At 69.3% G+C, this 23138-nt stretch carries 17 protein-coding genes and 2 pseudogenes; 11 read left to right on the forward strand and 8 right to left on the reverse strand.

Annotated features, from left to right (window positions below):
* Positions 1-205 precede the first annotated feature (205 nt).
* Positions 206-1702: an MFS transporter gene (locus tag ACFYPC_RS23595; protein WP_388679500.1), complete on the reverse strand. Its 1497-nt coding sequence runs from the start codon at positions 1700-1702 to the stop codon at positions 206-208.
* Between the two features lie 85 nt (positions 1703-1787).
* Between ACFYPC_RS23595 and ACFYPC_RS23600 the strand changes: the two genes are divergently transcribed.
* Positions 1788-2195 (forward strand): MarR family winged helix-turn-helix transcriptional regulator, encoded by a 408-nt coding sequence (locus ACFYPC_RS23600; protein ID WP_388679502.1) that lies wholly within the window; start codon positions 1788-1790, stop codon positions 2193-2195.
* A gap of 41 nt (positions 2196-2236) precedes the next feature.
* Here ACFYPC_RS23600 and ACFYPC_RS23605 read toward each other — a convergent pair whose 3' ends face one another.
* Positions 2237-3436, reverse strand: a complete 1200-nt coding sequence (locus ACFYPC_RS23605; RefSeq protein ID WP_388679505.1) for an MFS transporter — start codon at positions 3434-3436, stop codon at positions 2237-2239.
* A gap of 494 nt (positions 3437-3930) precedes the next feature.
* Positions 3931-4797: a helix-turn-helix domain-containing protein gene (locus ACFYPC_RS23610; RefSeq protein WP_388679506.1), complete on the reverse strand. Its 867-nt coding sequence runs from the start codon at positions 4795-4797 to the stop codon at positions 3931-3933.
* A 272-nt stretch (positions 4798-5069) separates the two neighbouring features.
* Between ACFYPC_RS23610 and ACFYPC_RS23615 the strand changes: the two genes are divergently transcribed.
* The 3 genes from ACFYPC_RS23615 (at position 5070) to ACFYPC_RS23625 (ending at position 7284) form a co-directional block, all read left to right on the forward strand.
* On the forward strand, positions 5070-5936 hold the full coding sequence (locus tag ACFYPC_RS23615; RefSeq protein WP_388679508.1) for an oxidoreductase: 867 nt from the start codon (positions 5070-5072) through the stop codon (positions 5934-5936).
* A gap of 140 nt (positions 5937-6076) precedes the next feature.
* A complete protein-coding gene (locus tag ACFYPC_RS23620) occupies positions 6077-6835 on the forward strand; it encodes an SDR family NAD(P)-dependent oxidoreductase (protein WP_388679509.1) in 759 nt (252 codons plus the stop codon).
* Positions 6832-7284 carry an alcohol dehydrogenase catalytic domain-containing protein gene (locus ACFYPC_RS23625; protein WP_388679512.1) on the forward strand — a complete coding sequence of 151 codons (453 nt, stop codon included), beginning with the start codon at positions 6832-6834 and terminating at the stop codon, positions 7282-7284. The genes ACFYPC_RS23620 and ACFYPC_RS23625 overlap by 4 nt, the downstream gene beginning before the upstream one ends.
* Here the strand turns inward: ACFYPC_RS23625 and ACFYPC_RS23630 are convergent.
* A pseudogene (locus ACFYPC_RS23630) lies at positions 7262-8184 on the reverse strand (fumarylacetoacetate hydrolase family protein); the annotation flags it as partial. The gene ACFYPC_RS23625 and the pseudogene ACFYPC_RS23630 sit on opposite strands and share 23 nt — an antisense overlap.
* Before the next feature lie 334 nt (positions 8185-8518).
* On the reverse strand, positions 8519-9721 hold the full coding sequence (gene hppD / locus ACFYPC_RS23635; protein ID WP_388679514.1) for a 4-hydroxyphenylpyruvate dioxygenase: 1203 nt from the start codon (positions 9719-9721) through the stop codon (positions 8519-8521).
* 623 nt (positions 9722-10344) lie between these two features.
* Between hppD and ACFYPC_RS23640 the strand changes: the two genes are divergently transcribed.
* Entirely contained in the window at positions 10345-13761 is a 3417-nt protein-coding gene (locus ACFYPC_RS23640) for a CARDB domain-containing protein (protein ID WP_388679517.1), read from the forward strand.
* Positions 13762-13819: 58 nt separating this feature from the next.
* On the opposite strand, the gene ACFYPC_RS23645 is transcribed toward ACFYPC_RS23640, so the two are convergent.
* Genes ACFYPC_RS23645 through ACFYPC_RS23655 form a run of 3 tightly spaced genes read right to left on the reverse strand, consistent with a single transcriptional unit; the run spans position 13820 to position 17285 of the window.
* Positions 13820-14746 (reverse strand): amidohydrolase family protein, encoded by a 927-nt coding sequence (locus tag ACFYPC_RS23645; protein WP_388679520.1) that lies wholly within the window; start codon positions 14744-14746, stop codon positions 13820-13822.
* Positions 14743-16287 carry a histidine ammonia-lyase gene (gene hutH / locus ACFYPC_RS23650; RefSeq protein WP_388679522.1) on the reverse strand — a complete coding sequence of 515 codons (1545 nt, stop codon included), beginning with the start codon at positions 16285-16287 and terminating at the stop codon, positions 14743-14745. Before hutH ends, ACFYPC_RS23645 begins: the two co-directional genes overlap by 4 nt.
* Positions 16284-17285 (reverse strand): ornithine cyclodeaminase family protein, encoded by a 1002-nt coding sequence (locus ACFYPC_RS23655; protein ID WP_388679525.1) that lies wholly within the window; start codon positions 17283-17285, stop codon positions 16284-16286. The genes hutH and ACFYPC_RS23655 overlap by 4 nt, the downstream gene beginning before the upstream one ends.
* 259 nt (positions 17286-17544) lie before the next feature.
* Between ACFYPC_RS23655 and ACFYPC_RS23660 the strand changes: the two genes are divergently transcribed.
* The 6 genes and pseudogenes from ACFYPC_RS23660 to ACFYPC_RS23685 all read left to right on the forward strand — a co-directional run bounded on the left by ACFYPC_RS23660 (position 17545) and on the right by ACFYPC_RS23685 (position 22934).
* The gene (locus ACFYPC_RS23660) at positions 17545-18708 is read left to right on the forward strand and encodes an ABC transporter ATP-binding protein (RefSeq protein WP_388679528.1); all 1164 of its coding nucleotides are present in this window, start codon (positions 17545-17547) and stop codon (positions 18706-18708) included.
* Positions 18705-19370 (forward strand): ABC transporter permease, encoded by a 666-nt coding sequence (locus tag ACFYPC_RS23665; protein ID WP_385728904.1) that lies wholly within the window; start codon positions 18705-18707, stop codon positions 19368-19370. The genes ACFYPC_RS23660 and ACFYPC_RS23665 overlap by 4 nt, the downstream gene beginning before the upstream one ends.
* Positions 19367-20056, forward strand: a complete 690-nt coding sequence (locus tag ACFYPC_RS23670) for an ABC transporter permease (RefSeq protein ID WP_388679532.1) — start codon at positions 19367-19369, stop codon at positions 20054-20056. The genes ACFYPC_RS23665 and ACFYPC_RS23670 overlap by 4 nt, the downstream gene beginning before the upstream one ends.
* A gap of 47 nt (positions 20057-20103) precedes the next feature.
* Positions 20104-21024 (forward strand): ABC transporter substrate-binding protein, encoded by a 921-nt coding sequence (locus tag ACFYPC_RS23675; RefSeq protein WP_388680055.1) that lies wholly within the window; start codon positions 20104-20106, stop codon positions 21022-21024.
* A 232-nt stretch (positions 21025-21256) separates the two neighbouring features.
* Positions 21257-22124, forward strand: a pseudogene (locus ACFYPC_RS23680) (MurR/RpiR family transcriptional regulator).
* Positions 22125-22325: 201 nt separating this feature from the next.
* Positions 22326-22934, forward strand: a complete 609-nt coding sequence (locus ACFYPC_RS23685) for a hypothetical protein (protein WP_388679534.1) — start codon at positions 22326-22328, stop codon at positions 22932-22934.
* Positions 22935-23138: the final 204 nt, after the last annotated feature.

Consider the following 23138-nt stretch of genomic DNA (forward strand, 5'->3'; position numbering starts at 1 on the left):
AGTCGGCTCCGGTCACGCCCTGGTCACGCCCCCCGTCGTCCACGCCGTCAGCCAGTCAGTCGTGTCAGCCTTGTCAGACCTGTCAGCCCTGTCAGGCCCGGCCCCCCCCCCCCCCCCCCCCCCCCCCCCCCGCCCCGGCGCCCCCCCCCCCCCCCCCCCCCCCCCCCCCCCCCCCCCCCCCCCCACGCCCGTTGAGGCGTCCCCCTCAGTCGCGGACCGCCACGCGTTCCGCGCCCGCCTCCTCCTGGGTGGCTGGTTGCTGGACCGACTTGACGACCACGATCGACTCCCGCGTATGCCGTGTCCGCAGCCCCGGCAGGGTGATCAGCAGGCCCACGAAGGCGATCGCGGTCACCACCACCAGGCCGGGCCGGTAGCTGTCCAGGACGGCCTGCGGCGAGGAGTCCCCGGAGGAGTTCGCGGCCACGACCGCCGTCACGACGGCCAGGAAGATCGCGCCGCCCACCTGGACCGAGGTGTTGAGCAGCCCCGAGACCATCCCCTGCTCGTGGTCCTCGACGCCGTTGGTGGCCTGAATGTTGAGCGAGGGGAAGATCAGCGCGAAGGCCCCTCCGATCAGCACCATCGACGGAAAGATCAGCGTCGCGTAGTCCGGGTCGAGGCTGACCCGAAGGAAGAGCGCGTATCCGGTGATCATCAGCGCGAAGCCGACGACGATCAGTAGCTGAGTGCCGAACCGGTCGACGATCGCCCCCATCTTCGTCGCCGACAGTGCGACGATCGCGCCGGCGGGCAGGAAAGCGAGCGCGGTGTGCAGCGCCGACCAGCCGAGCAGGGACTGCATGTAGAGCGTGACCAGGAACTGGAATCCGACGTACGAGCCCATGAGCGTCATTGCCCCGAGCTGGGCGCGGAGTTGGGTGCCGGAACGCAGTACGCCGAGCCGGATCAGCGGACCGGCCGAGCGCTGCTCGATCCGCACGAACACGGTGAGCAGGACGGCGGCCGCGAGGAAGGACAGCAGCGTACGGGCCGAGGCCCAGCCGCTCTCCGGTGCCTGCACGACGGTGAAGACGAGCAGGAGCATCGAGGCGGTACCGATGATCGCACCGGGGATGTCGTAGCCGTTGTGGTTCCTCTCGCGTTCGCTGCGTGGGAGGAGCTTCAGGCCGGCGAACAGGGCGATCAAGGCTATGGGTGCCGGCAGCAGCATGGTGAGACGCCAGCTGGTCTCGGTGAGCAGGCCGGACAGGACGAGGCCCATGGAGAAGCCGGTGGCGGCGCAGGTGGTGTAGATGGAGAGGGCGCGGTTGCGCAGCGGGCCCTCGGCGAAGGTCGTGGTGATGATCGACAGGCCCGCGGGCGCGGTGAACGCCGCGCTCAGGCCCTTGATGAAGCGGCTGGCGATGAGCAGCGGGCCCGAGTCGACGAGTCCACCGAGCAACGAGGCGAGCGCGAACACACCCAGGGCCACGAGGAACACCTGGCGTCGGCCCAGGAGGTCGGCGGTACGTCCGCCGAGGAGGAGCAGTCCGCCGTAGCCAAGGATGTAGCCGCTGACGACCCATTGGAGCGTCGAGGTGGAGAGATCGAGTTCGGAGCCGATGGACGGCAGGGCGACGCCGACCATCGACACGTCCAGCGCGTCCAGGAACATCGCGGCGCAGAGCACCAGCAGGGTGCCCCACAGCCGAGGGGTCCAGCGTCCCTCGATTGTGGAGGTGGTGAGCGGAGAGGTCATGCCGGAGACAATACATGCGCATGCATTCAATGCAAACGCATTTAATTCCGATGCAACAATTGAGTTTTTTTGCTACCGTTCGCCCATGGCGGCGAAGAAGGCCGAGCAGGTGCTCGTGAACGAGTGGCGCGACATCCTCGCGGTGCACGCGCGCACCCTCTGTGAGTTGGACCGTGAACTCCACCCACACGGCCTCGGTGCCAGTGACTTCGAGGTGCTCGACGTGTTGGCCGGGAGCACCGCGTCGGACGGCGGCGCCTCGTACCGCGTGCAGGAGATCGCCGAGCGTGTCCATCTGAGCCAGAGCGCGCTGTCCCGGCTGATCGCCCGCCTGGAGCGGGACGGTCTGGTGACGCGCGGGATGTGTGCGGAGGACCGGCGCGGTGTGCGTGTCTGCCTCACGCCGAAGGGGCGCGACCTGCATGGCGAGGTTCTGCCGGTGCAGCGTGCGGTGCTGACGCGGATGCTGGCGGGTGGCGACTCGGGCGACTGACTCGGCTGGCCGCCTCGGCGGTAAGTGGCTTTAGCCGGGCCTCAGTCGATGGCGACGCGCCGCGTCGCGAAACCGATCAGCGCGGCCACTGCCGCGAGGGCCGCCACGCTTGTGAGCGCTACGGGCAACGAGTACCAGTCGGCCATGAACCCGATCGCGGGCGGCCCGAGCAGCATGCCGCCGTATCCGAGGGTGGACGCGGTCGCGACCCCGCTCGGTCCCGCGAGTGCCCCGGCACGTTCGATGGCGACGGGGAAGATGTTGGCGAGCCCGAGACCGGTGACGGCGAAGCCGAGCAGAACTGCCCACAGCGAAGGTGCGAGTGAGCCGAGCAGCATGCCGAGCGCCGCTGTCGTACCGCCCGCCACCAACGTCCGGGTCCGGCCCAGCCGCTCCAGCAGCGCCGTTCCGCTCAGGCGCCCGATGGTCATCGCGAGGGCGAAGGAGGAGAAGCCCGCGGCCGCGACGCCGGGGTGCGCGTCCAGGTCCTGCTCCAGGTGCAGTGCGCCCCAGTCCGCGAGGGCCCCTTCGCCGTACGCCGTGCACAGCGCGATCAGGCCGAAGACGACGACCAGCCAGCGGGTGCGGCCGTCGAGGCGCCGTTCCGCAACCTCCTCGTGCCGCATGTGATCCGGCGGCGCCAGGGGCTCGTACCGCAGCAGCGCGCGCCCCGCCACGGCCGACACGATCAGGCCGATCACCGTGAGCCCCAGCAGGTGGCGGGTGGGCGACACCTGTCCGGCGACCAGACCGCCGAGCGCCGCTCCGACCACGCCTCCCAGGCTGAACGCCGCGTGGAAGCTCGGCATCACCGGTCGCCGCAGCGCGGCCACGAGGTCGACGGCCACGCTGTTCATGGCGACGTTGAGCCCGCCGTACCCCACCCCGAGCACGAACAACGCGGCGCCGAGAGCGAGGGCGGAGTGGGTGAGCGGGGGCAGGGCGATGCTGAGGGAGAGGAGGGCGGCGCAGAGGACGGTGATGGGGTGGCTGCCGTAGCGGCGGCAGAGTCGTCCGGTGATCATCATCGTGAGCACCGCACCGACGGAGACTCCCAGAAGCGCCAGGCCCAGGGTGCTGGCGGAGGCGTGGGTCTGGTCCTTGATCGCGGGGATGCGGACGACCCAGCCGGCGAAGAGGAAGCCGTCGAGGGCGAAGAAAACGGTGATGATCACCCGGAGGCGGGCGAGCGTGCTGTCTGCTGCGGTGTCGTCCGTCCTGGTTTTGTTTATTTGCGGCACAAAGTCAGGCTAGGTTGAAGCCAGGGGGAGGGCAAGGGGATCGGGTGACAGAGGCTACGGCAACGCGGCTTCGCGGTCGCCATGCTCCATTGCGGAGTTGTGGCCTGGGCTTTCCTGACTGGCTGGTCTCACGGACTGGTCTCACTGGCTGGTCTCACTGACTGGTCCCAGTCGACGGAAGCGGAGCTCCGTGCTGCTTGACGGTGAGGTCGGCAGCGTCTGTGGGGGCGGTCGGCTCGGGCAGAGGCGAGGTCGGCGTCCAGGCAGTAGGGAGACCGAGGCGGATTCCGTGCCGGGCTTCAGGCTGATGACTGGTTTCCCCGCTCGTGACGCGGTCGTCGAAGCCGTCGCGCCGACTGGCCCGTGACCAGCCCGGTTGCCGACTGGCCGGTGACCAGCCCGGTTGCCGACTGGGCGGTGACCAGCCCGGTTGCCGACTGGGCGGTGACCAGCCCGGTTGAGGTTGTGCCGTCGAACCTGAGTGCGTCGCTCTCTCAGTCCTCGGCGCCGGTGCGGGTGGGTGTGCCGCTCCTGAGCTCGTCGGACGTGCCGACCGCCAGGGAACCGAGGAGGGCGAGGGAGCGGGCGGAATCCGATCCCGGCTCGGCGTGGTAGACGACCAGGACCTGGCCGTCGGTCCCGGTGACGGCCAGTTTCTCGCGGTACAGGTCGAGGTCGCCGACCTCGGGATGGTGCAGGAGGCTCCGCGCGCCCTCGCCGCGGCGCACGTCATGGCGTGCCCACAGGTGCCGGAAGCGGTCGCTCTTGAGGGACAGCTCTCCCACCAGCGCGGCCATGCGGGGGTCGTCGGGCTCGGTTCCCGCGACGGCGCGCAGTCCGGCCACCACGGCGACCGTCGCGGTCGTCCAGTCTCGGTGGAGTTCCCGCTCCCGTGGATCGAGGAAGGCCGCGCGCAGCCGGTTCACGCCCGGGGCGAAGTTCGGGGAAAGCGCACGGGCGATCGGGTTCGCGGCGAGGACGTCGAGGTACTTCCCCTGGACGATCGCCGGCATCTGCAGCTGGTCGAGCAGATGGAGGATGCCCGCCGGTACCTTCTCGGGCTTCGGCCGGGGGGCCTTGCGTGACCGGGCCTGGGTGAGGCCGATCATGTAGGCCGTCGCGTCGGTGTCGAGGTGCAGGACGCTCGCGAGCGCGTCGAGGACCTGGACCGAGGGGTGGCGGTCGCGCCCCTGCTCCAGCCGGAGGTAGTAGTCCGAGCTGATGCCGGCGAGCATCGCGACTTCCTCCCGTCGCAGGCCGGGCACACGACGCAGCCCCGTGCCGCGCAGCCCCACGTCCTCCGGCTGAACCAGCTCCCGTCGGGCGCGCAGGAACTCACCAAGCGCATTCGTGCTGTCCATGACGACCACGGTAGGCCGGATGTCCCGCAGGTGACTGTCCCTGACACTCCCAGGAACACCGGGGTACTCCCACAGAAACCGGACGGGCCCGAGAGTCGTATCAGAACCCGTATCCCTCCGAACGAGCCAGGGATGTCAGGGAACTCCTCTGCGACACGCGACACGCGACACGCGACACGCGAGACGCGACACGCGAGACGCGACACGCGAGACGCGACACGCGACGTGCGACGTGCGACACACGGCGTGCGACATGACGAAAGGGCCGAACAATGACCAGCTCCACCCCCGGTGGCACCCTCACGCTCGCCGACGACCTCACCATCAGCCGCATGGGCTACGGCGCCATGCAGCTCACCGGACCGGGCGTCTTCGGGCCCCCGAAGGACCGCGACCAGGCCCTCGCCGTGCTGCGCGAGGCGATCGGCCTCGGCGTCACCCACATCGACACCAGTGACTTCTACGGCCCCGTCGTCGTGAACGAGCTCATCAAGGAAGCACTGCACCCTTACCCCGCTGACCTGCACATTGTGACCAAGGTCGGCGCCCGCCGCAGTGATGACGGCGGTTGGATCCCCTCGCTGGAGCCCGCGGACCTCAAGGCCCAGGTCCACGAGAACCTGCAGCACCTCGGCCTGGACCTCCTGGATGTCGTCAACCTCCGCCTCGGCTCCGTCGAGGGCACCTCCGACGACTCCATCGCCGCGCAGTTCGGCGCCCTGGCCCAGCTCCAGGAGCAGGGGCTCATCCGCCACCTCGGCCTCAGCGGCGTCTCCTCGGCGCAACTCACCGAGGCGCAGGCCATCGCCCCCGTCGTCACCGTGCAGAACCTCTACAACCTGGCCAACCGCCAGGACGACGACCTCGTCGACCGCTGTGCGGCCGAGAACATCGCCTTCGCCTCGTTCTTCCCGCTCGGCGGCTTCACCCCGCTCCAGTCCGACACGCTCACCAAGGTCGCCGCCCACCTGGACGCTTCCCCGCAGCAGGTCGCCCTGGCCTGGCTGCTCCAGCGGTCCGCGACGACGGTCCTGATCCCCGGCACCTCCTCCATCGCCCACCTGCGCGAGAACGTCGCCGCCGCCGGCCTGGTCCTGCCCGCGGACGCGGTCGCCGAACTCGACGCCATCGGCAAGTAGCCCCCAGCCTCTGGGGGCATGGGCAGCCCACGCCTGGATGCCCTGGACCACCGGCACGGGCCGCACACGACACAACAGTTCGTATGCGGCCCGGTGGCCCGAGGGACACCGGGTGCGCAAAGCAGTGAAGGGAAGATCACATGCGTTCCGTTGTCGTCGTACTCGGAGCCTCGGGCGGCATAGGCCGCGCCGTCACCGCAGACCAAGTCGCCCACGGGCGGCATGTCGTAGCCGTCGCCCGTGGCGAGAACGTCCTCGCCATGCGCGATGAGTACGTCACCCCCGTGCTCGGTGACGCCGCCAAGCCCGAAGACCTGGAAGAGGTGTTCTCCGTCGCCGCCCGCATCGGCCCGGTGGACGCACTGGTCCACTCCGTCTTCGCCGACGCCCGCGTCCCCCTGACCCAACTCGATCCCGCCGCCATGCAGCAGGTCTTCGCCGCCGGCGCCACCTCCGCGCTCAAGGCCGCCCAACTCCTGCACCGACAGCCCGCCAGGACCACCGCCTGCGTCCTCGTCGGCTCCATCCATGCCGGCTTCGGCGAGGCCGGCATGGCCGCTTACTCCACGGCCAAGGCCGCGCTGCGGGGCATCAGCCGTTCCCTCGCCGTGGAATGGGGCCCCGAAGGGATGCGGACCAACCTCGTCGAGCCCGGCTTCGTACCCGTACCCCGCAACGAGCCTCTGGCTGACGACGCCGTGCTGGAGCAACTACGGCGCGCTTACCCCAGCCCGCGCCTGTGTACCCCGGACGACGTCGCCCACCTCACCACCTTCCTCCTCAGTGACAAGGCCGATTTCATCAACGGCGCGACCATCCCCGTCGACGGCGGCGCAGGCGCCGTCCTCCCCGAGACCCTGCTGCGACCGCTCCCGGCCGCCTACGCCAAGGAGCAGTGACATGCCCAGAGCTGTCCATTACGACCACTACGGCTCTCTCGACGTTCTGTACGTCGCCGAAGTCGACATCCCCACCCCGGCGGCCGACGAGGTCGTCGTCGAAGTTGTCAGCGCGGGTATCAATCCTGGGGGAAGTCCCCGTCAGGGAAGGCCTCGCGCACGGAATCTGGCCGGCCGCGTTCCCCTCCGGTCAGGGCAGCGACTTCGCCGGCCGGGTCATCGCCGTGGGCGCTGCGGTGTCCGGTCCCGAAGTCGGCGCGGAGGTGCTCGGATTCACCAACAACCGTGCCGCGCAGGCGGATTACGTCGTTGTGCCGGCGACGCAGGTGACGCCCAAGCCCGCGAACGTCGGCTGGGACGAGGCGGGTTCCCTCTTCGTGGCCGGTTCCACCGCCTACGCGGCCGTCCGGGCTGTCGAGGCGAAGCCGGGCGGGCGCCACCCTCGCTGAGTTCGATGAGGGAACCGCACTCGTCGGCACGAGGGCCGCTGACGGTACCCGACGCGTAGAGGTCCCCGGTGCGGGTGGAGGCTCCGTTGACCGTCATGTGAGCCAGCATCTGTGCGCCGGTCCAGTACATCGAGGCGAACGGGGGCGTGGAGATGAGGAAACCGTTGAGGCGGACCGTCAGGTCCAGGTCCAGTCCCTGCTTGCCGGCGTCGGCGAGATACGGCAGTGGTTCGGGATCGCGCGGAGGCGGGGTCGTCCAGGCGGCGTCCAGCGCGTCGAGCGGGACGATCCACGGCGAGACCGACGTGGCGAACGACTTGCCCAGGAACGGTCCGAGGGGAACGTACTCCCAGGCCTGCAGGTCGCGCGCCGACCAGTCGTTGACCAGACAGATCCCGAAGACGCGGTCGCGGAAATCGGCCCCGGACACCGGCTCCCCCTGACGCGAGCCGGTGCCGATGACGAAACCGACCTCCGCCTCGATGTCCAGCCGCTGGGAGGGGCCGAAGACGGGTGACGCGGCTTCGGGACTCTTGCGCTATTCGTCGCGTGATCCTCACTGGCGTAGAAGTCGACATAGTCGGCGACCTCGAAGGGCAGGCTCAGCCGCACGTCCTGGAGCCGGTGCAGATGTGGCGTGACGGCCTGCTGGTGCCGGCGGTCGGTCAGCAGTTCGGTCACCCGGGCCCGCACCTGCGTCCAGCGGTCGCGGCCCTGCGACATGAACGCGTTCAGCGAAGGGCGGGCGAAGACCTGGTCGTTGAGCACGGCAGCGAGATCCAGTACCTGGGCGCCCACGCGGATCCCCACGCGCGGGTCGCCGTCGCGCGGGGAGAACACCCCGTAGGGCAGATTGCTGATCCCGAACAGATCGTCGGTCGGCAGGTCCAGCCAGGTCATGGGGCGTCACTTCCGCTGTCTGAAGGATGGTGGGCGGGTCGCGCAGCCCGGACGGACCGGACCGGCGACCGGATCAGCGGTGCTGCGGGCGCCGGCCGAGGTGTTGTGGACGCCCGCTGAGTTGAGGTGGACGCCCGCTGAGGTGAGGTGGACGCCGCCCGAGGCGAGCTGGACGCCGACCAGGTGAAGTGGGAGCCGGCCGAGGTGACGGGGGCGCCGGCCGAGGTGAGGTGCCGCGCGGGTCGAGGCGAAGTGGCGCGGGCTCGGGGCCAAGTGGCACGGGCCCGCGGCGAGTTCGCCGTTTCCACGGTGGTCGCAGTCGGCCGGCCCCTGGTCAGAAGTTGCCGCGCCTGGCCTGCTCGCGCTCGATCGCCTCGAAGAGGGCCTGGAAGTTGCCCTTTCCGAAGCCGAGCGAGCCGTGCCGCTCGATGAGTTCGAAGAAGACCGTGGGACGGTCGCCGATCGGCTTGGTGAAGATCTGCAGCAGATAGCCGTCCTCGTCGCGGTCGACGAGGATGCCCCGCCGCTGCAACGCATTGACCGGCACTCTCACCCGGCCGATCCGGGCGCGCAACTCAGGGTCCTCGTAGTACGAGTCCGGGGTCGCGAGGAACTCCACGCCCTCGGCGCGCAGGGCGTCGACCGAGGCGATGATGTCGTTGGTGGCCAGCGCCAGGTGCTGCGCCCCGGGGCCCTGGTAGAACTCCAGGAACTCGTCGATCTGCGACTTCTTCTTCGCCACGGCGGGCTCGTTGAGCGGGAACTTCACACGATGGTTGCCGTTCGCCACCACCTTGCTCATCAGTGCCGAGTATTCGGTGGCGATGTCGTCCCCGATGAACTCGGCCATGTTCGTGAAGCCCATGACCCGGTTGTAGAAGTCCACCCAGTTGTCCATCTTGCCGAGTTCGACATTGCCCACCACGTGATCGAGGGCCTGGAAGATCCGCCTCGGCGCACCGGGGCGCTCCACGTACGAAGACGAGCGGGCCACATATCCCGGCAGGTAGGGCCCGTCGTAGCGGGACCGGTCGATCAGCGTGTGCCGAGTCGTCCCGTAGGCGGCGAGCGCGGCCCGGCGTACGGTGCCGTGCTCGTCGCTGATGTCGTGCGGCTCCTCCAGGATCCTGGCGCCCTGGGCCCGCGCGTGCCGGACGCACCGGTCGACGTCCGGTACTTCGAGCGCGATGTCGCTCACCCCGTCACCGTGTTCGCGGTGCGCGTCGGCGAGGGGGCTGTCCGGGGCCACGGCTCCCTTGAGGACGAACCGGATGGCTCCGCTGCGCAGCACGTACGCCTGATGGTCACGGTTGCCGGCGGGGCCGGAGTAGGCGACCAGCTCCATGCCGAACGCCGACTGGTAGAAGTGGGCGGCCTGGGTGGCGTTTCCCACCACCCACTCGACCGCGTCCCAGCCCGTCACGGGGAACGGGTCGCTGTTGTCGTCGTACTCGACCAGGCCGACCAGCTGCTGAAGCTGTGTCAGGTCCAGCTCGGCCAGGCGCTCCTGGCTGGTGAGAGTCTGCTTGATGCTCATGACGGAGCTCTCCTTCGGGCGAAGACGGAAAGGCGGACCGCCCCGGGCCTGCCGAAGTCGCGGCCCGCGATGACAGACAGCACAGCTTCTGAAGCCAACCTGTGCAAGAGTTGCCCTAAATGCTGGGCAGACCGCCCAATATGCATAGCTATGGCGGCTCATTGCTGTACAGAATGTGCAGCAATATGCGGCGGTGTACGGCGAGACGGGGTACGCCGGTCCGCCCTGGCGGCTCACCCCGGCGGCGCGCAATTGGCGGCCGCGGCCGGCGGCGACGGACTCGGTCGATTCGGTGTCGTCGACGGTGCCGAGCGCGAAGTCGCCCGGCCGGGTGGAGTCGGTCGCGTGTGGATGGGCCTCGCCATGGCGGCGCTACACGTCGTGCGCATGCCATTGACAAACGGTACTGAAGCCAGAAATCTGTCCTGCGAGAGCAAAGAGCCGATCGAATCACGCAAAATAGCGACTGCCCAACGGCAATCCTCGGCAGGGCGGGCCGTGGTCCGCCCCTGCCACCTCGCGTACCTTCGCGCTTCATCGTTGACTTCCCGGCCCCCGGCCGGCCCCTCCGCATCTCTCAGCACGCTCCCCCCGTCGTCCCCCTGCCATGGAACGAGGACGCCATGAGACGGAAGCGATTCGGCCTACGGACGACCATCGGCCTGCTTCTGGCCGGCCTGGTCACCGTCGGTCTCCAACCCAGCACCGCCACCGCCGCACCGGCGGCCGTGCGCGGCCCCAACCTGGCGCTCGGCAAGACCGCCACGACCAGCGGCTCCCTCGGCGGCTACCCCGCCACGAACGTCACCGACGGCAGCCAGCAGAGTTACTGGGAGGGCCCGGCCGGGTCGTTCCCGCAGTGGATACGCGTCGATCTCGGCGGCACCGTGGAGGCGAACCAGGTCGTCCTGAAGCTGCCCACCGCCTGGGAGGCGAGGACCGAGACCCTCTCCGTCGAGGGCAGCACCGACGGCTCCACCTTCACGTCCCTGTCCGGATCGGCCGCGCGTCGCTTCGACCCGGCCGCAGCCAACACGGTCACCGTGGACTTCACCGCCCGCAGCGTGCGCCATGTCCGCGTGCAGGTGAGCGCCAACACCGGCTGGAGCGCGGCCCAGTTGTCCGAGGTCGAGGTCTACGGCACCGACGGCGGGGGCGAACCCGAGCAGCCGCCCGTCAACGGCACCAACCTCTCCCTCAACAAGCCGATCGAGGCCTCGTCGTCGGTCCAGTCGTTCACGGCGACCAACGCCAACGACGGGCAGGTGAGCACCTACTGGGAGTCCAACGGCCACCCCGCGACGCTGACGACCGAACTGGGCGCCAACGCGGACCTCAGCGGAATCACCGTGAAGCTCAACCCGAACGCGGCCTGGGCGACCAGGACTCAGAACATCCAGGTCCTCGGACGCGAGCAGTCCGCGAGCGGATTCACCTCGGTCAAGGCCGCCGCCGACTACACCTTCAACCCCGCCTCGAACGCCAACTCGGTCACGATCCCCGTCAGCGGCCGGTACGCGGACGTGCAGCTGAGGATCACGAGCAATTCGAGCGGATACGGCGCGCAGGTCGCGGAGTTCGAGGTCATCGGCGCCGCGGCGCCCAACCCCGACCTCGTCGTCACCGACCTGACCTGGACGCCGGCCGCACCCACCGAGTCGGACACCGTCACGGTCCAGGCGACCGTGCGCAATTCCGGAACGGCCGCCGCCCCCGCCACCACGGTGAACGTCAGCGTGGACGGCACCGTCGCCGGCAGCGCCCCGGTCGGCGCGCTCGCAGCGGGCGCCTCCCAGACCGTTTCCGCAGCTGTGGGCAAGCGGGCTGCAGGAAGCTACACGGTCTCCGCCGTGGTCGATCCGACGGACACCGTGCCGGAACTGGACAGCTCCAACAACAGCCGTACCGCGGCGAACAAGCTGACCGTCACCCAGAGTCCCGGACCCGACCTTGAGGTCAGCGGCATCACCACCAACCCGGCCAGTCCGGCAGCCGGCGCGTCCGTGTCCTTCACCGTCGCGGTGCACAACAGGGGCATCTCGCCCGCGTCCGCGGGTACCGTGGCACGCGTCCAGGTGGGGAGCACCACGCTCAGCGGCACGGCGGGTGCGATCGCCGCGGGCGCCACCGCGAACGTCACCATCAGCGGGACATGGACCGCCACGAGCGGCGCGAGCGTGCTCACCGCTACCGCCGACGCCACGAACACCGTCACCGAGACCAACGAGAACAACAACATCTTCTCCCGCTCGATCGTGGTCGGCCGCGGTGCCGCAGTGCCGTACATCGAGTACGAGGCGGAGGACGGTACGTACCAGGGAACCCTTCTGACTTCAGACCAGCTGCGGACCTTCGGTCACACCAACTTCGCCACCGAGTCGTCGGGCCGCGCCTCGGTCCGCCTCAACTCCACCGGCCAGTATGTCCAGTTCACCTCCACCAGCCCGGCCAACTCGATCGTCGTACGCAACTCCATCCCGGACGCGGCGGGCGGCGGGGGCACCGAGGCCACCCTGAGTCTCTACGCGAACGGCACCTTCGTACGGAAGATCAACCTGAGCTCCAAGTACAGCTGGCTGTACGGCAACACCGACTCACCCGAGGGGCTCACCAACACTCCGGGGACCGACGCACGCCGGCTCTTCGACGAGTCGAGCGCGCTGCTCACGCAGACCTACCCGGCGGGCACCACCTTCCGGCTGCAGCGCGACGCGGGCGACACTGCGTCCTTCTACATCGTCGACCTGATCGACCTGGAGCAGGTGGCCCCGCCCGCCGCCCAGCCCGCCGGCTGCGTCTCGATCACGCAGTACGGGGCGGTGCCGAACGACGGTATCGATGACACGGACGCCATCCAGCGTGCCGTGACCGCCGACCAGAACGGGCAGATCGACTGCGTGTGGATCCCGGCGGGCCAGTGGCGCCAGGAGCAGAAGATCCTCACCGACGACCCGCTCAACCGCGGTGAGTACAACCAGGTCGGTATCAGCGACGTCACCATCCGCGGTGCCGGCATGTGGCACTCCCAGCTCTACACACTCACCCCGCCCCAGCAGGCGGGCGGCATCAACCACCCGCACGAGGGCAACTTCGGGTTCGACATCGACGACAACACCAAGATCTCGGACATCGCCATCTTCGGCTCGGGCACCATCCGCGGCGGCGACGGCAACGCCGAGGGCGGGGTCGGTCTCAACGGCCGGTTCGGCCAGGACACGAAGATCAGCAACGTGTGGATCGAGCACGCCAACGTCGGAGTGTGGGTGGGCCGCGACTACAGCAACATCCCCGAACTCTGGGGACCGGGTGACCGGCTGGAGTTCACCGGCATGCGAGTGCGCAACACCTACGCCGACGGCATCAACTTCGCCAACGGCACGCGTAATTCGACCGTGGTGAACTCCTCGTTCCGCAACACCGGTGACGATGCCCTTGCCGTCTGGGCCAGCAAGTACGTCAAGGACCAGTCGGTCGACATCGGCCACGACAACCACTTCCGCAACAACACGGTCCAACTGCCGTGGCGGGCCAACGGCATCGCCGTCTACGGCGGCTACGGCAACACCATCGAGAACAACCTGATCTACGACACCATGAACTATCCGGGCATCATGCTGGCGACCGACCACGACCCGCTGCCCTTCTCCGGGCAGACGCTCATCGCCAACAACGGGCTGTACCGCACCGGCGGTGCGTTCTGGAACGAGGATCAGGAGTTCGGAGCCATCACCCTGTTCGCCCAAGGGGTGAACATCCCAGGGGTCGTCATCCGCGACACCGACATCCGTGACTCGACCTACGACGGTATCCAGTTCAAGACCGGCGGCGGCACGGTGACGGCCCAGATCTCCAACGTCACCATCGACAAGTCGAACAACGGATCCGGCATCCTCGCCATGGGCGGCGCCCGCGGCAGTGCCACCCTCACCAACGTCACCATCACCAACTCGCGCGACGGGAACATCCTCATCGAACCCGGCTCACAGTTCGTGATCAACCAGAGTGCTCTGAGCTACGGCCTTCGGCCTCCGCAGCCGTAGGGGATCCCCGGCCACAGAGCCACACCTGATGGGCCCGCTCCTGAAAGGGGCGGGCCCATCAGCCTGGGGTCGTTGTCTCTCGCGGAACGCATGATCCGCTGAGCAGGCGCCGCGGATTGGCGACCCGGAAGGCGTGATCCGCGGCCGGGCCCAAGCCGAATCCGGGGCGTCGCGGTGGCTCCGCGTAGGGCCGGTCCGTGCCCTGGACGACGGCTTCGGCACCAAGGGCACGCACGATCGCGTCGACAGCGCGCGGACCGTACGAGGACGTCTCCACGAACATGCCCGGATCCACCTCGTCCCGGTCACCGCTCCGGGCGGCGAAGCGTTCCCCGTGGAGAGGTGCGAGCCCGGCCAGCAGCGCGAAGCACACCCGAAGTCGCGGATGGCGAGACCGGCCGAAGGCCCGGAAGGCGAACCAGGAGGCGTGCATCTGCTGGACGTAGGGGACCAGCGCGGGCCACCAGCCAGGGGCCGTGGAATCCCCGGCCGCGGGCCCCGGGTGGACGAACAGCGGGAGGTCGCGCGCTTCGAGCAGGTCGAGCAGTGGGGCGCACCTCGCGTAACCGGCCGCGTCGGCAAGGGCGTTCGCGGGAAGCTGGAGTCCGGCGAACCCCCGGTCGAGTACGGCGGCTGTCGCATCGGCGTCGATGTCCCGGACGCAGGCGGCGGCCCAGGCCCCGAACGGTTCGGGCAGCCCGGCCGCGTCCTCGTGGTAGGCGTCCAGCAGCGGCCGTGCCTCCTCGGCGGGCAGCCACTCCACACCGAGCGGGGCGGACAGCGAGACGAGCGCCAGGCCCAGGCCGTCGGCGGCGGCGAGTTCCCTGCGCCGGGCAACGTCGTGGTCGGCGGGGGAGACCTCGTAGGGCGGCTCGCCCTCGACGTACAGCGTCCATCCGTCGAGGAACGGCGGCTTGTCGCGTGCCCTCAGGGCCGCCACGAACGAGCTGCTCCACAGATGCTGGTGCACGTCGATATTGGTCACGAGACTCCTCCTGTCATGGCGCGCAGGGCGCTTCGGACATCGTCGGACTCCAGCACGTCGCGCCTCACCCGTTCCACGTCCACCCCACCGGGCCGGTCGTCGTCCAGCGGGGGGACGACCTTACGGACCGCACGGTGCAGGAGCTCCGGCCCCTTCCCAAGGGCGCTCGGAGCGGCCAGGTCCACGGCCTGGGCGGCCACCAAGGCTTCCACGGCGAGCAGTTGACGCATCCGGACGAGCATCGTCGTCAACCGCCGTGCCCCGAGCGCCGCGTTGGTCGAGTCGTCCTCGACCGCGTCCGCGCCGTGCCGGGGGTCCGTGCACACCGGTGCGGACAGCATGCGGACCTCGGCGACAAGGGCCTGTGCCGTCTTGGACAGCGGAGCGAAACCCGAGCGCTCAAGGCCGTAGGAGGTGAGGTTCGCGGGCAGTCCGCTGACGGCCGGGTTGAGCAGTCGCCGCATACGCTCGGCGGAGTTCGCCGCGGTCTGCGTCAGGGCCAGCGCGAGGGTGTCGAAGGCGAGGGCCAGGACAGGAGTGTGGAAGTTGCCGGACGAGAGGATCTCGCCGGTGTCGGCCAGCACGACCGGATTGTCACCGCAGCCGTTGAGTTCCGGCTCCAGCGCGGCCATGGCGAAGTCCAGCGCGGCGTGCAGAGCGCCGTGCACCTGGGCCGCGCAGCGCAGGCTGACGGGGTCCTGGACCCGCCGCGCGTTCCGCGGATCGCCCAACTCGCCGCCGTCCAGCAGGGCGAGCAGCTCACGCGCCGCCCGCGACTGCCCCGGCGCCGGACGCAGATCAAGCACACGGGCGTCCAGCGGGCTGGTGTTGGCCCGGAAGCCCTCGAAGGTCAGCGTGGTGACCGCCTGGGCCAGCGTGAGGACGGACGCCGCCTCGTGGAGGGCGAGGGCGCCGTTTCCCGCCGCCAACGGGCTTGCGCTGCACAGCACAATGCCGTCCTTCGGACCCAGCTCGGCCGGGGCGAGACCGGCTCGCAGCAGCGCCGTCGCACCGTCGAGCACCTCACCGGCGAACTCCGCGCGACCCTCGCCGATCACGACCAGGCCGACATGAGCCATCTGGCACAGGTCGGACGCGCCGATGGACCCGACCTCGGGTATCACCGGATGTACCCGCGAGTTGAGCAGGTCGACGAGCAGGCTCAGGATCTCCGGCCGCACTCCGCTGCCTCCGCTCGCGATCCCGTTCACGCGGGCGAGGAGCGCGGCACGTACGACAGGGACCGGCAGCGGATCGCCGACCCCGTTGGCCCGACCCCGGACGGTACGGACGCTGAACTCCGTCAGTTCCTCGCGCGGCAGGGCGTACGACGAGCGGCTGCCGAGCCCTGTCGTCAGGCCGTATGTCGGCACTTGGCGGTCGACGACGTCGTCCACGACGGCACGGTCGCGAACCAGCCGGGGGAACACCTCGGCCGCCAGGGTGACTTGGGCGCCGTGGTGGGCCACGGCGACGACGTCGTCGTAGGAAAGCGTCCGCCCGTCGACGACGACTGAAGCATTGTGGCGCGCGTCCGTCATGAGAACCGCAGCTTCTGGCCGAGGCCGCGCTCCTCGGCCTTCGCCAGCATGGCGGCGCCCAGCGCTATGTCCGAGAGTGAGAGCCCGCGGTGCCAGAAGAGCGTTGTCTCGTCGGCGCGTTCACGGCCGGGCTTGTCGCCGACGATGATCTCGCACAGCTCGCCGTGCAGGGTCTCCTCGCTGAGCCTGCCGGACTCCACATGGGCGCGCAGCGCACCGAACTGACCGGACCGGCACTGGCCCCAGTCGTCGACGACGATCTTGTCCATGACGTCGGTGAGGGAGAGTTCGACGGCGCTCATCGTTCCGTACGGTACGACAAGGGCCCCGGGGGCGATCCACTCGGTCTTCAACAGCGGCTCCGGACGCTCCAGCCTGGAGGCCTCCACCACGATGTCCGCGCCTTCGACGCAGCTCTGCCAGTCCTCGGTCACGATGACGGGCTTGCCGAGGTCGCGTTCCAGCCGCTCGGCGAAGGCCTTGCGGCTCTCGGGACGGCGCGAGTGGACACGTATCTCGGTGAGATCGAAGATCCGGTCCAGCAGGCGGACATTCCAGTACGACGTGGCGCGGGCGCCGATGTGACCGAGCACCTTGGCATCGGGGCGGGCCAGATGACGTGCTCCCAGCGCGGTGAGGGCGCCGGTACGCATCTCGGTGATGGCGGTGGCGTCGAGGATGGCCAGCGGCATGCCGGTGCGCGGATCGAAGAGGTTGAGCAGGGCCATCTCGGAGGGCAGCCCCGCCTTGTAGTTGTCGACGTAGTCCCCTACGATCTTGACTCCGGCCAGGCCGAGCGGGGCGACATAACCGCGCAGGATGTTGAAGTGGCCGTTGAACGCGGGATCGGGCGTGAGGTGGACACGCGGTTCGATGACCGTCTCTCCGAGGCCCTGGGCCCGCAGCCCCTGCTCGACGGCGCCGAGCACCTCGCTGTCGGACAGCTCCAGTTGCTCGATGTCCGAGCCGTTCAGGAAAGTGAACCGGACCGGTTCCATGGGGTGGCTCCCTGCCTGTGGGATGACTGGTGAAGGATGGCGCGGCACCGTGGCGCGGCCGGAACGTGACTGTCGACGACAACTCTCGGGGCGAATGTGGTTCAAGTGGAAAGGTGCATAACGTCGCCAATTAATGGATTGCAGGTGGTCCAGCCTCGCCTTCGTGGGAATGTAACGCGCCGTTCACGAACAGGCATTGACTGCCATTCAGTCACCGGCAACTCTGCATGACTATATGCAGTCGGGGTAAGGGACAGCCTTGATCAAGTTCGATGCGGTAAGCAAAAACTATCCAAACGGCACCACAGCTGTGGACGAGCTCTCCCTGGAACTGGAAGAGGGCGGCATCACGGTCCTGGTGGGCCCGTCCGGCTGCGGCAAGACCACGACCCTGCGCATGGTCAACCGCATGGTGGAGCCGACGGCCGGGACGGTGAGCCTGCGGGGCCAGGACATCCGGGAGGTCAACGCCCCTGAGCTGCGCCGCGGCATCGGATACGTGATCCAGCACGCCGGGCTGTTCCCGCACCGCACCATCCTCGACAACATAGCCACGGTGCCGCTGCTGCTCGGCTGGAGCCGGAAAAAAGCGCGGGCGAGGGCGTCGGAGCTGCTGGAACTGGTGGGACTGCCGGGCGAGATGGCCAAGCGCTATCCGTACCAGCTCTCCGGCGGACAGCAGCAGCGTGTCGGGGTCGCCAGGGCGCTGGGCGCCGATCCGCCGGTTCTGCTGATGGACGAGCCCTTCAGCGCGGTCGACCCGATCGTGCGGGGCGAACTGCAGGCGGAGTTCATCCGGCTGCAGAAGGAACTGCACAAGACGATCGTGTTCGTCACCCATGACATCGACGAGGCGATCAAGCTCGGCGACAACATCGCGGTGTTCCGAACCGGCGGCAAGCTCGCGCAGTTCGACACTCCCGAGCGTCTCCTCGCCCATCCCGCAGACGAGTTCGTGGCCGACTTCGTGGGCCAGGACCGCGGTATTCGCCGACTGTCCTTCGTCAAGGCGGCCGATCTGCCGTTGCGCGACGGTCCGGTGCTGCCGGCGACGACTTCCGTGGCGGTGGCCCGGGCGGCGACCGATCCGTGGGTGCTCGTCGTCGACGGTGACCGGCGACCGCTCGGCTGGGCCGCGGTCGCCGACCTTCCTGAGGGCGGCACGCTCGCGGACGCGCCTTTGGCGGCGCTCGGCCACACGTTCAGCCTCGTCGGCGACTCGGCGCGGGCCGCCCTCGACGCGGCGCTCCTGTCGCCCTCCCGGCTCGCGGTGGGCGTGGACGGGCAAGGCGCTGTCATCGGTGTCGCGGACGCGTACGAACTGTCCGCGGCGATGGCCGGGGACGGGGCCGAGGGCGCGGCCGGGGACCGGTCGGCCGTGGGAGAGACCGTCGCGGCGAAAACCGCCGGGGGTGAACGATGAGCGACGGGGAGCCGCTGGTCCGGTGGGACTGGGTCGGAGACCATCTCGGCGAGCTGGGCCACTACACCGGTGTCCATCTGCAACTGGGCCTGCTGCCGGTGCTGTTCGGCCTGATCATCTCGGTGCCGCTCGGCATCCTCTGCCATCGCTGGCGATGGCTGTACCCACCGGTTCTGACCGTGACCAACGTGCTGTACGCGATCCCGTCGCTGGCCATGTTCATGATCTTCGTCCGCTACACCGGGCTCACCGAACGCACGGTGATGATCCCGCTGACGCTCTACACGCTGTCGGTCCTGGTGCCCAACGTCGTGGACGGGCTCGCCTCGGTACCGGAACCGGTCCGGCAGGCGGCCACCGCGATGGGGTTCAGCACCGTGCGCCGTGTCGTCCAGGTCGAACTGCCGATCGCGGTACCCGTCGTCGTGGCCGGCGTACGCGTCGCCGCTGTCTCGTCCATCAGCCTCGTCGCAGTCGGGCAGCTGATCGGTCAGGGCGGTCTGGGCTTCTACATCACCCGGGGCCTGCAGCTCGACTTCCCGACCCCGATCATCACCGCGATCGTCCTGATCATGCTGCTCGCACTCGTCACCGACGCGGTACTGGTCCTGGCGCAGCGGCTGCTCACCCCGTGGGCCCGGGGCAAGGGGGCAGCGGCATGAACGATCTGGTGAACCAACTCCAGCTCGTAGGCGACTGGTTGACGTCCTCGCAGCAGTGGCACGGCGACGAGGGAATCCCCCGGCGTCTTCTGGAACACCTCACCTACAGCGGCATCTCGCTGCTGTTCGCGACCCTGATCGGGCTCACCTTCGGGCTCCTGGTCGGACACACCGGCCGCGGGGCGTTCGCCGTCGCCAGTGTCGCCAACCTCGCGCGGTCCATCCCCACCTTCGGCCTGGTGGTCCTCGTCGTCACGCTGGCCGGGCTCAGCACCACGCCCGTCCTGGTCGCCCTGGTCGCGCTGGCGGTGCCGCCGATCCTCATCAACACCTTCGAAGGCGTCCGTGGTGTGGACGCGGACACCCGGGATGCCGCACGCGGGGTCGGCATGACGGAGTGGGAGGTGCTGGTGCGCGTGGAGGTGCCGATGGCGCTGCCGCTGATCCTCCTCGGACTGCGGGTCGCCGCGATCCAGGTCGTTGCCACCGCGACCATCGCCGCCTACCCCGGGCTCGGCGGCCTCGGCCGCTTCATCGTCGACGGGCTTGCCCGCAACGACTACGAACTGGTCATCGGCGGCTCTACCGTCGTCGTCGTGCTGGCTCTCCTCGTCCAGGCTCTTTTCACCGCGCTGCGGCGCGTCATCGTCTCGCCGGGACTTCAGGGCCCGGCAGCAAAGTCATGAGTTTGTGAGCTCCAGGGCTCAGAAGAGAGGAAACACCCATGAGAAGCATGATCCGTGGCGCCGCGTTCGGCCTGATCGCGGCCCTGTCCCTGAGCGCCTGCGGCAGCGGCGACAGCGACGAGAATCCGCTGACGGGGAGCAGCGGCGACAGTGACGGCAAGACCCTTGTCGTCGGTTCGGCGAACTTCCCCGAGAACCAGCTGCTCGCCGAGATCTACGCACAGGCCCTGGAGGCCAAGGACCTGAAGGTGACCCGCAAGTTCGACATCGGGGCCCGCGAGGTCTACTACGACCAGGTGGTCAAGGGCGGCATCAGCGTCTTTCCCGAGTACAACGGCGCGCTGCTGGCCGTCGCGGTCGACAAGACCAGCACCGCGACCAGCACCGCGGAGATCAACGCCGAGCTGAAGGCGAAGCTCCCGTCGTCGGTGGAGATACTCGACTCCGCCGCGGCCGAGGACAAGGACTCGGTCACGGTCACTTCCGAGACCGCCGAGAAGTACAACCTCAAGACGCTCGCCGACCTCAAGCCCGTCGCAGGCGACATGACCATCGGCGCCGGCTCCGAGTTCAAGACCCGCACGCAGGGCGCGGTCGGTCTGAAGTCGGTCTACGGCGTGGAGTTCGGCAAGTTCCAGCCGCTCGACGCGGGTGCCCAGAGCACGCTGCTCGAACTGCTGAAGAACGACACGGTCCAGGCCGCCAACCTGTACACCACCGACCCCTCCATCGTCGAGGACAAGCTGGTGGTCCTGGAGGACCCGAAGAACCTGTTCTCCTCGCAGAACATCACGCCCCTGGTCTACAAGTCCGCGGTCGACGACACGGCCAAGGCGGCGCTCAACGGTGTCTCGGCCAAGCTCACCACCGAGGACCTCCTGGAGATGATGAAGAAGCTCGTCAACGACAAGGAGGACGCCAGCACCGTGGCCAAGGAGTGGCTGTCGCAGGCCGGCCTCGTCAGCTGACCGGGGAAACGTCGTGAGCTGACCGGGGTGGTCTCCGGACCATTCCTGGGGCATGGCGATCCGGAGCGGGCGGTGCGACCGTGGATCCGACCACACCGTCACCGTCCGCCCGGCCGTGAGTCCCACGTCCCACAGGCAGGAACGAGGGCCAGGCGGCAACAAGGGCCGAGGAACGAGGGGATGCGTGCGACCGGCTGACGAGGAGTGGCGAGCGACCGGCCGGGGGATCGAGATGAGCGAGAGCGATGTCGACGAGGCCGGCACGCCCGGCGCCTCCGCCCGGCTGCACCAGCTCTTCGAGGGGCGTCGGCTCACCCCGACGCAGCGTCGTATCGCGCACTGTCTGGTCCGCCAGGCGGCGGACGTGCCCTTCCTGTCGAGTGTGGAGCTGGCCCAACTGGCCGGGGTGAGCCAGCCGTCGGTGACACGCTTCGCGGTCGCCCTCGGCTTCGACGGATATCCGGCGCTGCGCAGACATCTGCGGGAGGTCGCACCTGCCGCCGTCGCGGTGGACCGGCGGGCGGCCGAGCAACCAATACCAGCAAGCGGTGCAGGCCGAGATCGACAACCTGCGGCAGCTGGCCTCTCTGCTCGCCGACTCCGGGCCCGTGGAACGTGCGGGCCGGCTGCTCGCCTCCTCGCGGCCGCTGCCGGTGCTCGGACTGCGTGCCTCCGCCGCCCAGGCACGCGGCTTCGCCTACTTCGCCGCGAAGGTGCATCCCGACGTACGACTGCTCGACGAGGGCGGCTCGTTGCTCGCCGACCGCATCGACACCGCCCGGCATGCCGGGGCGAGCGCACTTCTGTGCTTCGCGCTGCCGCGTCATCCGCGCGAGCTCCTGGAAGCGCTCGGCCACGCCCGTGCCACCGGACTGACCGTGGTGACGATCGCCGACGGCACGTTCGCCCCGGTGGCCGCGCACAGCGACCTGCTCCTCCCGGCGGCCGTGGGCACCGGCCTGGTATTCGACACGGTGAGCGCTCCGGTCCTGCTGGGGCAGGTTCTCCTGGAGGTGATGTGCGACGGTCTGCCGGACGCTCAGGCCCGACTGGAGGAGTTCGACGCGCGGGCCGCGGCGCGCGGGCTGTTCGTCGACTGAACGGGTCATCCGCCGATCAGTCCGTCCCCTGACAGCCGAATGCCGCCGAGATAGGGGCAGCCCCATTTTGCGGGCGGAAGGTGCTGGTCAGCGCCGTATCGGCGAAGCAGAGCGGCGCATTGCGGTTGCATGATCGGTTGCGGGACGGAGCGGTGGTTCCCACGGTGGCCCCAGGAACTGCAGCTCTCGAAAGGACTGTGCATGCGTGCCCTTGTTTCCCGCGGACTCCTTCTGTCACCCCTGGTCTGCGCCGCTCTGGTCTTCGGTCCGCTCGGCACCGCCGCTGCCGCTGTCGACGTACCCCGGACGGTTCCGGGCGGTGCCGCCGCGGCATGGTCCTCCGCCGATGCGGACGTAGTGCTGGAGCGGCTCGACGTACTGGACAGGGTGAACCACCACGACCCCCTGCTCGACCCTCTGCTGGACGTGCTGTCCACCCTCACCGCGCGGCAGGCCGGCGGCCCCCTCGACGCGGTCGAGGCGACCGGTCTCGCGACGGCGGTGGAGGCGGCGAACGCCTCGCTCCAGCAGCGCCTGAAGGAGCGGGTCGCCCTCACCCCCAACACGACGGACCGGGCCGGGGTGGCCGCGGCCGACCCGGTCTCCGATCTGGTGGCCCAGCTCCAGGCGGCGATCGACAGCCTGGTCAAGGCGCTGACCTCGCTCGACCTGGGCGGGGTGCTCGGTGCGGTCACGGGCCTGCTGGGGCCGGTGCTCGGCCTGGTCACCGGGCTCCTCGGCGGCGCGACCTCCGCGGTGCCCGCGCTTCCGGCGCTGCCCGCCGCGGGCAGCCCGGCGACCGCTTCGTAGCGGCGGCGGTGCATGACGGCGGGGTGCGGAGGTTGTTTCTCCGCACCCCGCCGCTTCTCGTCCGACGGCCGGAATCCAGCGAACTTCCGCCGGGTTCACGTCCCGATCCCCTCGCACAGCCGAAAGTTAATGGGTCATTAGGAGATTTGAGGTGTGAAGGCACAGCACTGATGGCGATCCTCTTGTCATGAACCTGCGGCCCGA

The organism is Streptomyces sp. NPDC005808, assembly GCF_042871385.1.
In the GTDB taxonomy this organism is placed as follows: domain Bacteria; phylum Actinomycetota; class Actinomycetes; order Streptomycetales; family Streptomycetaceae; genus Streptomyces.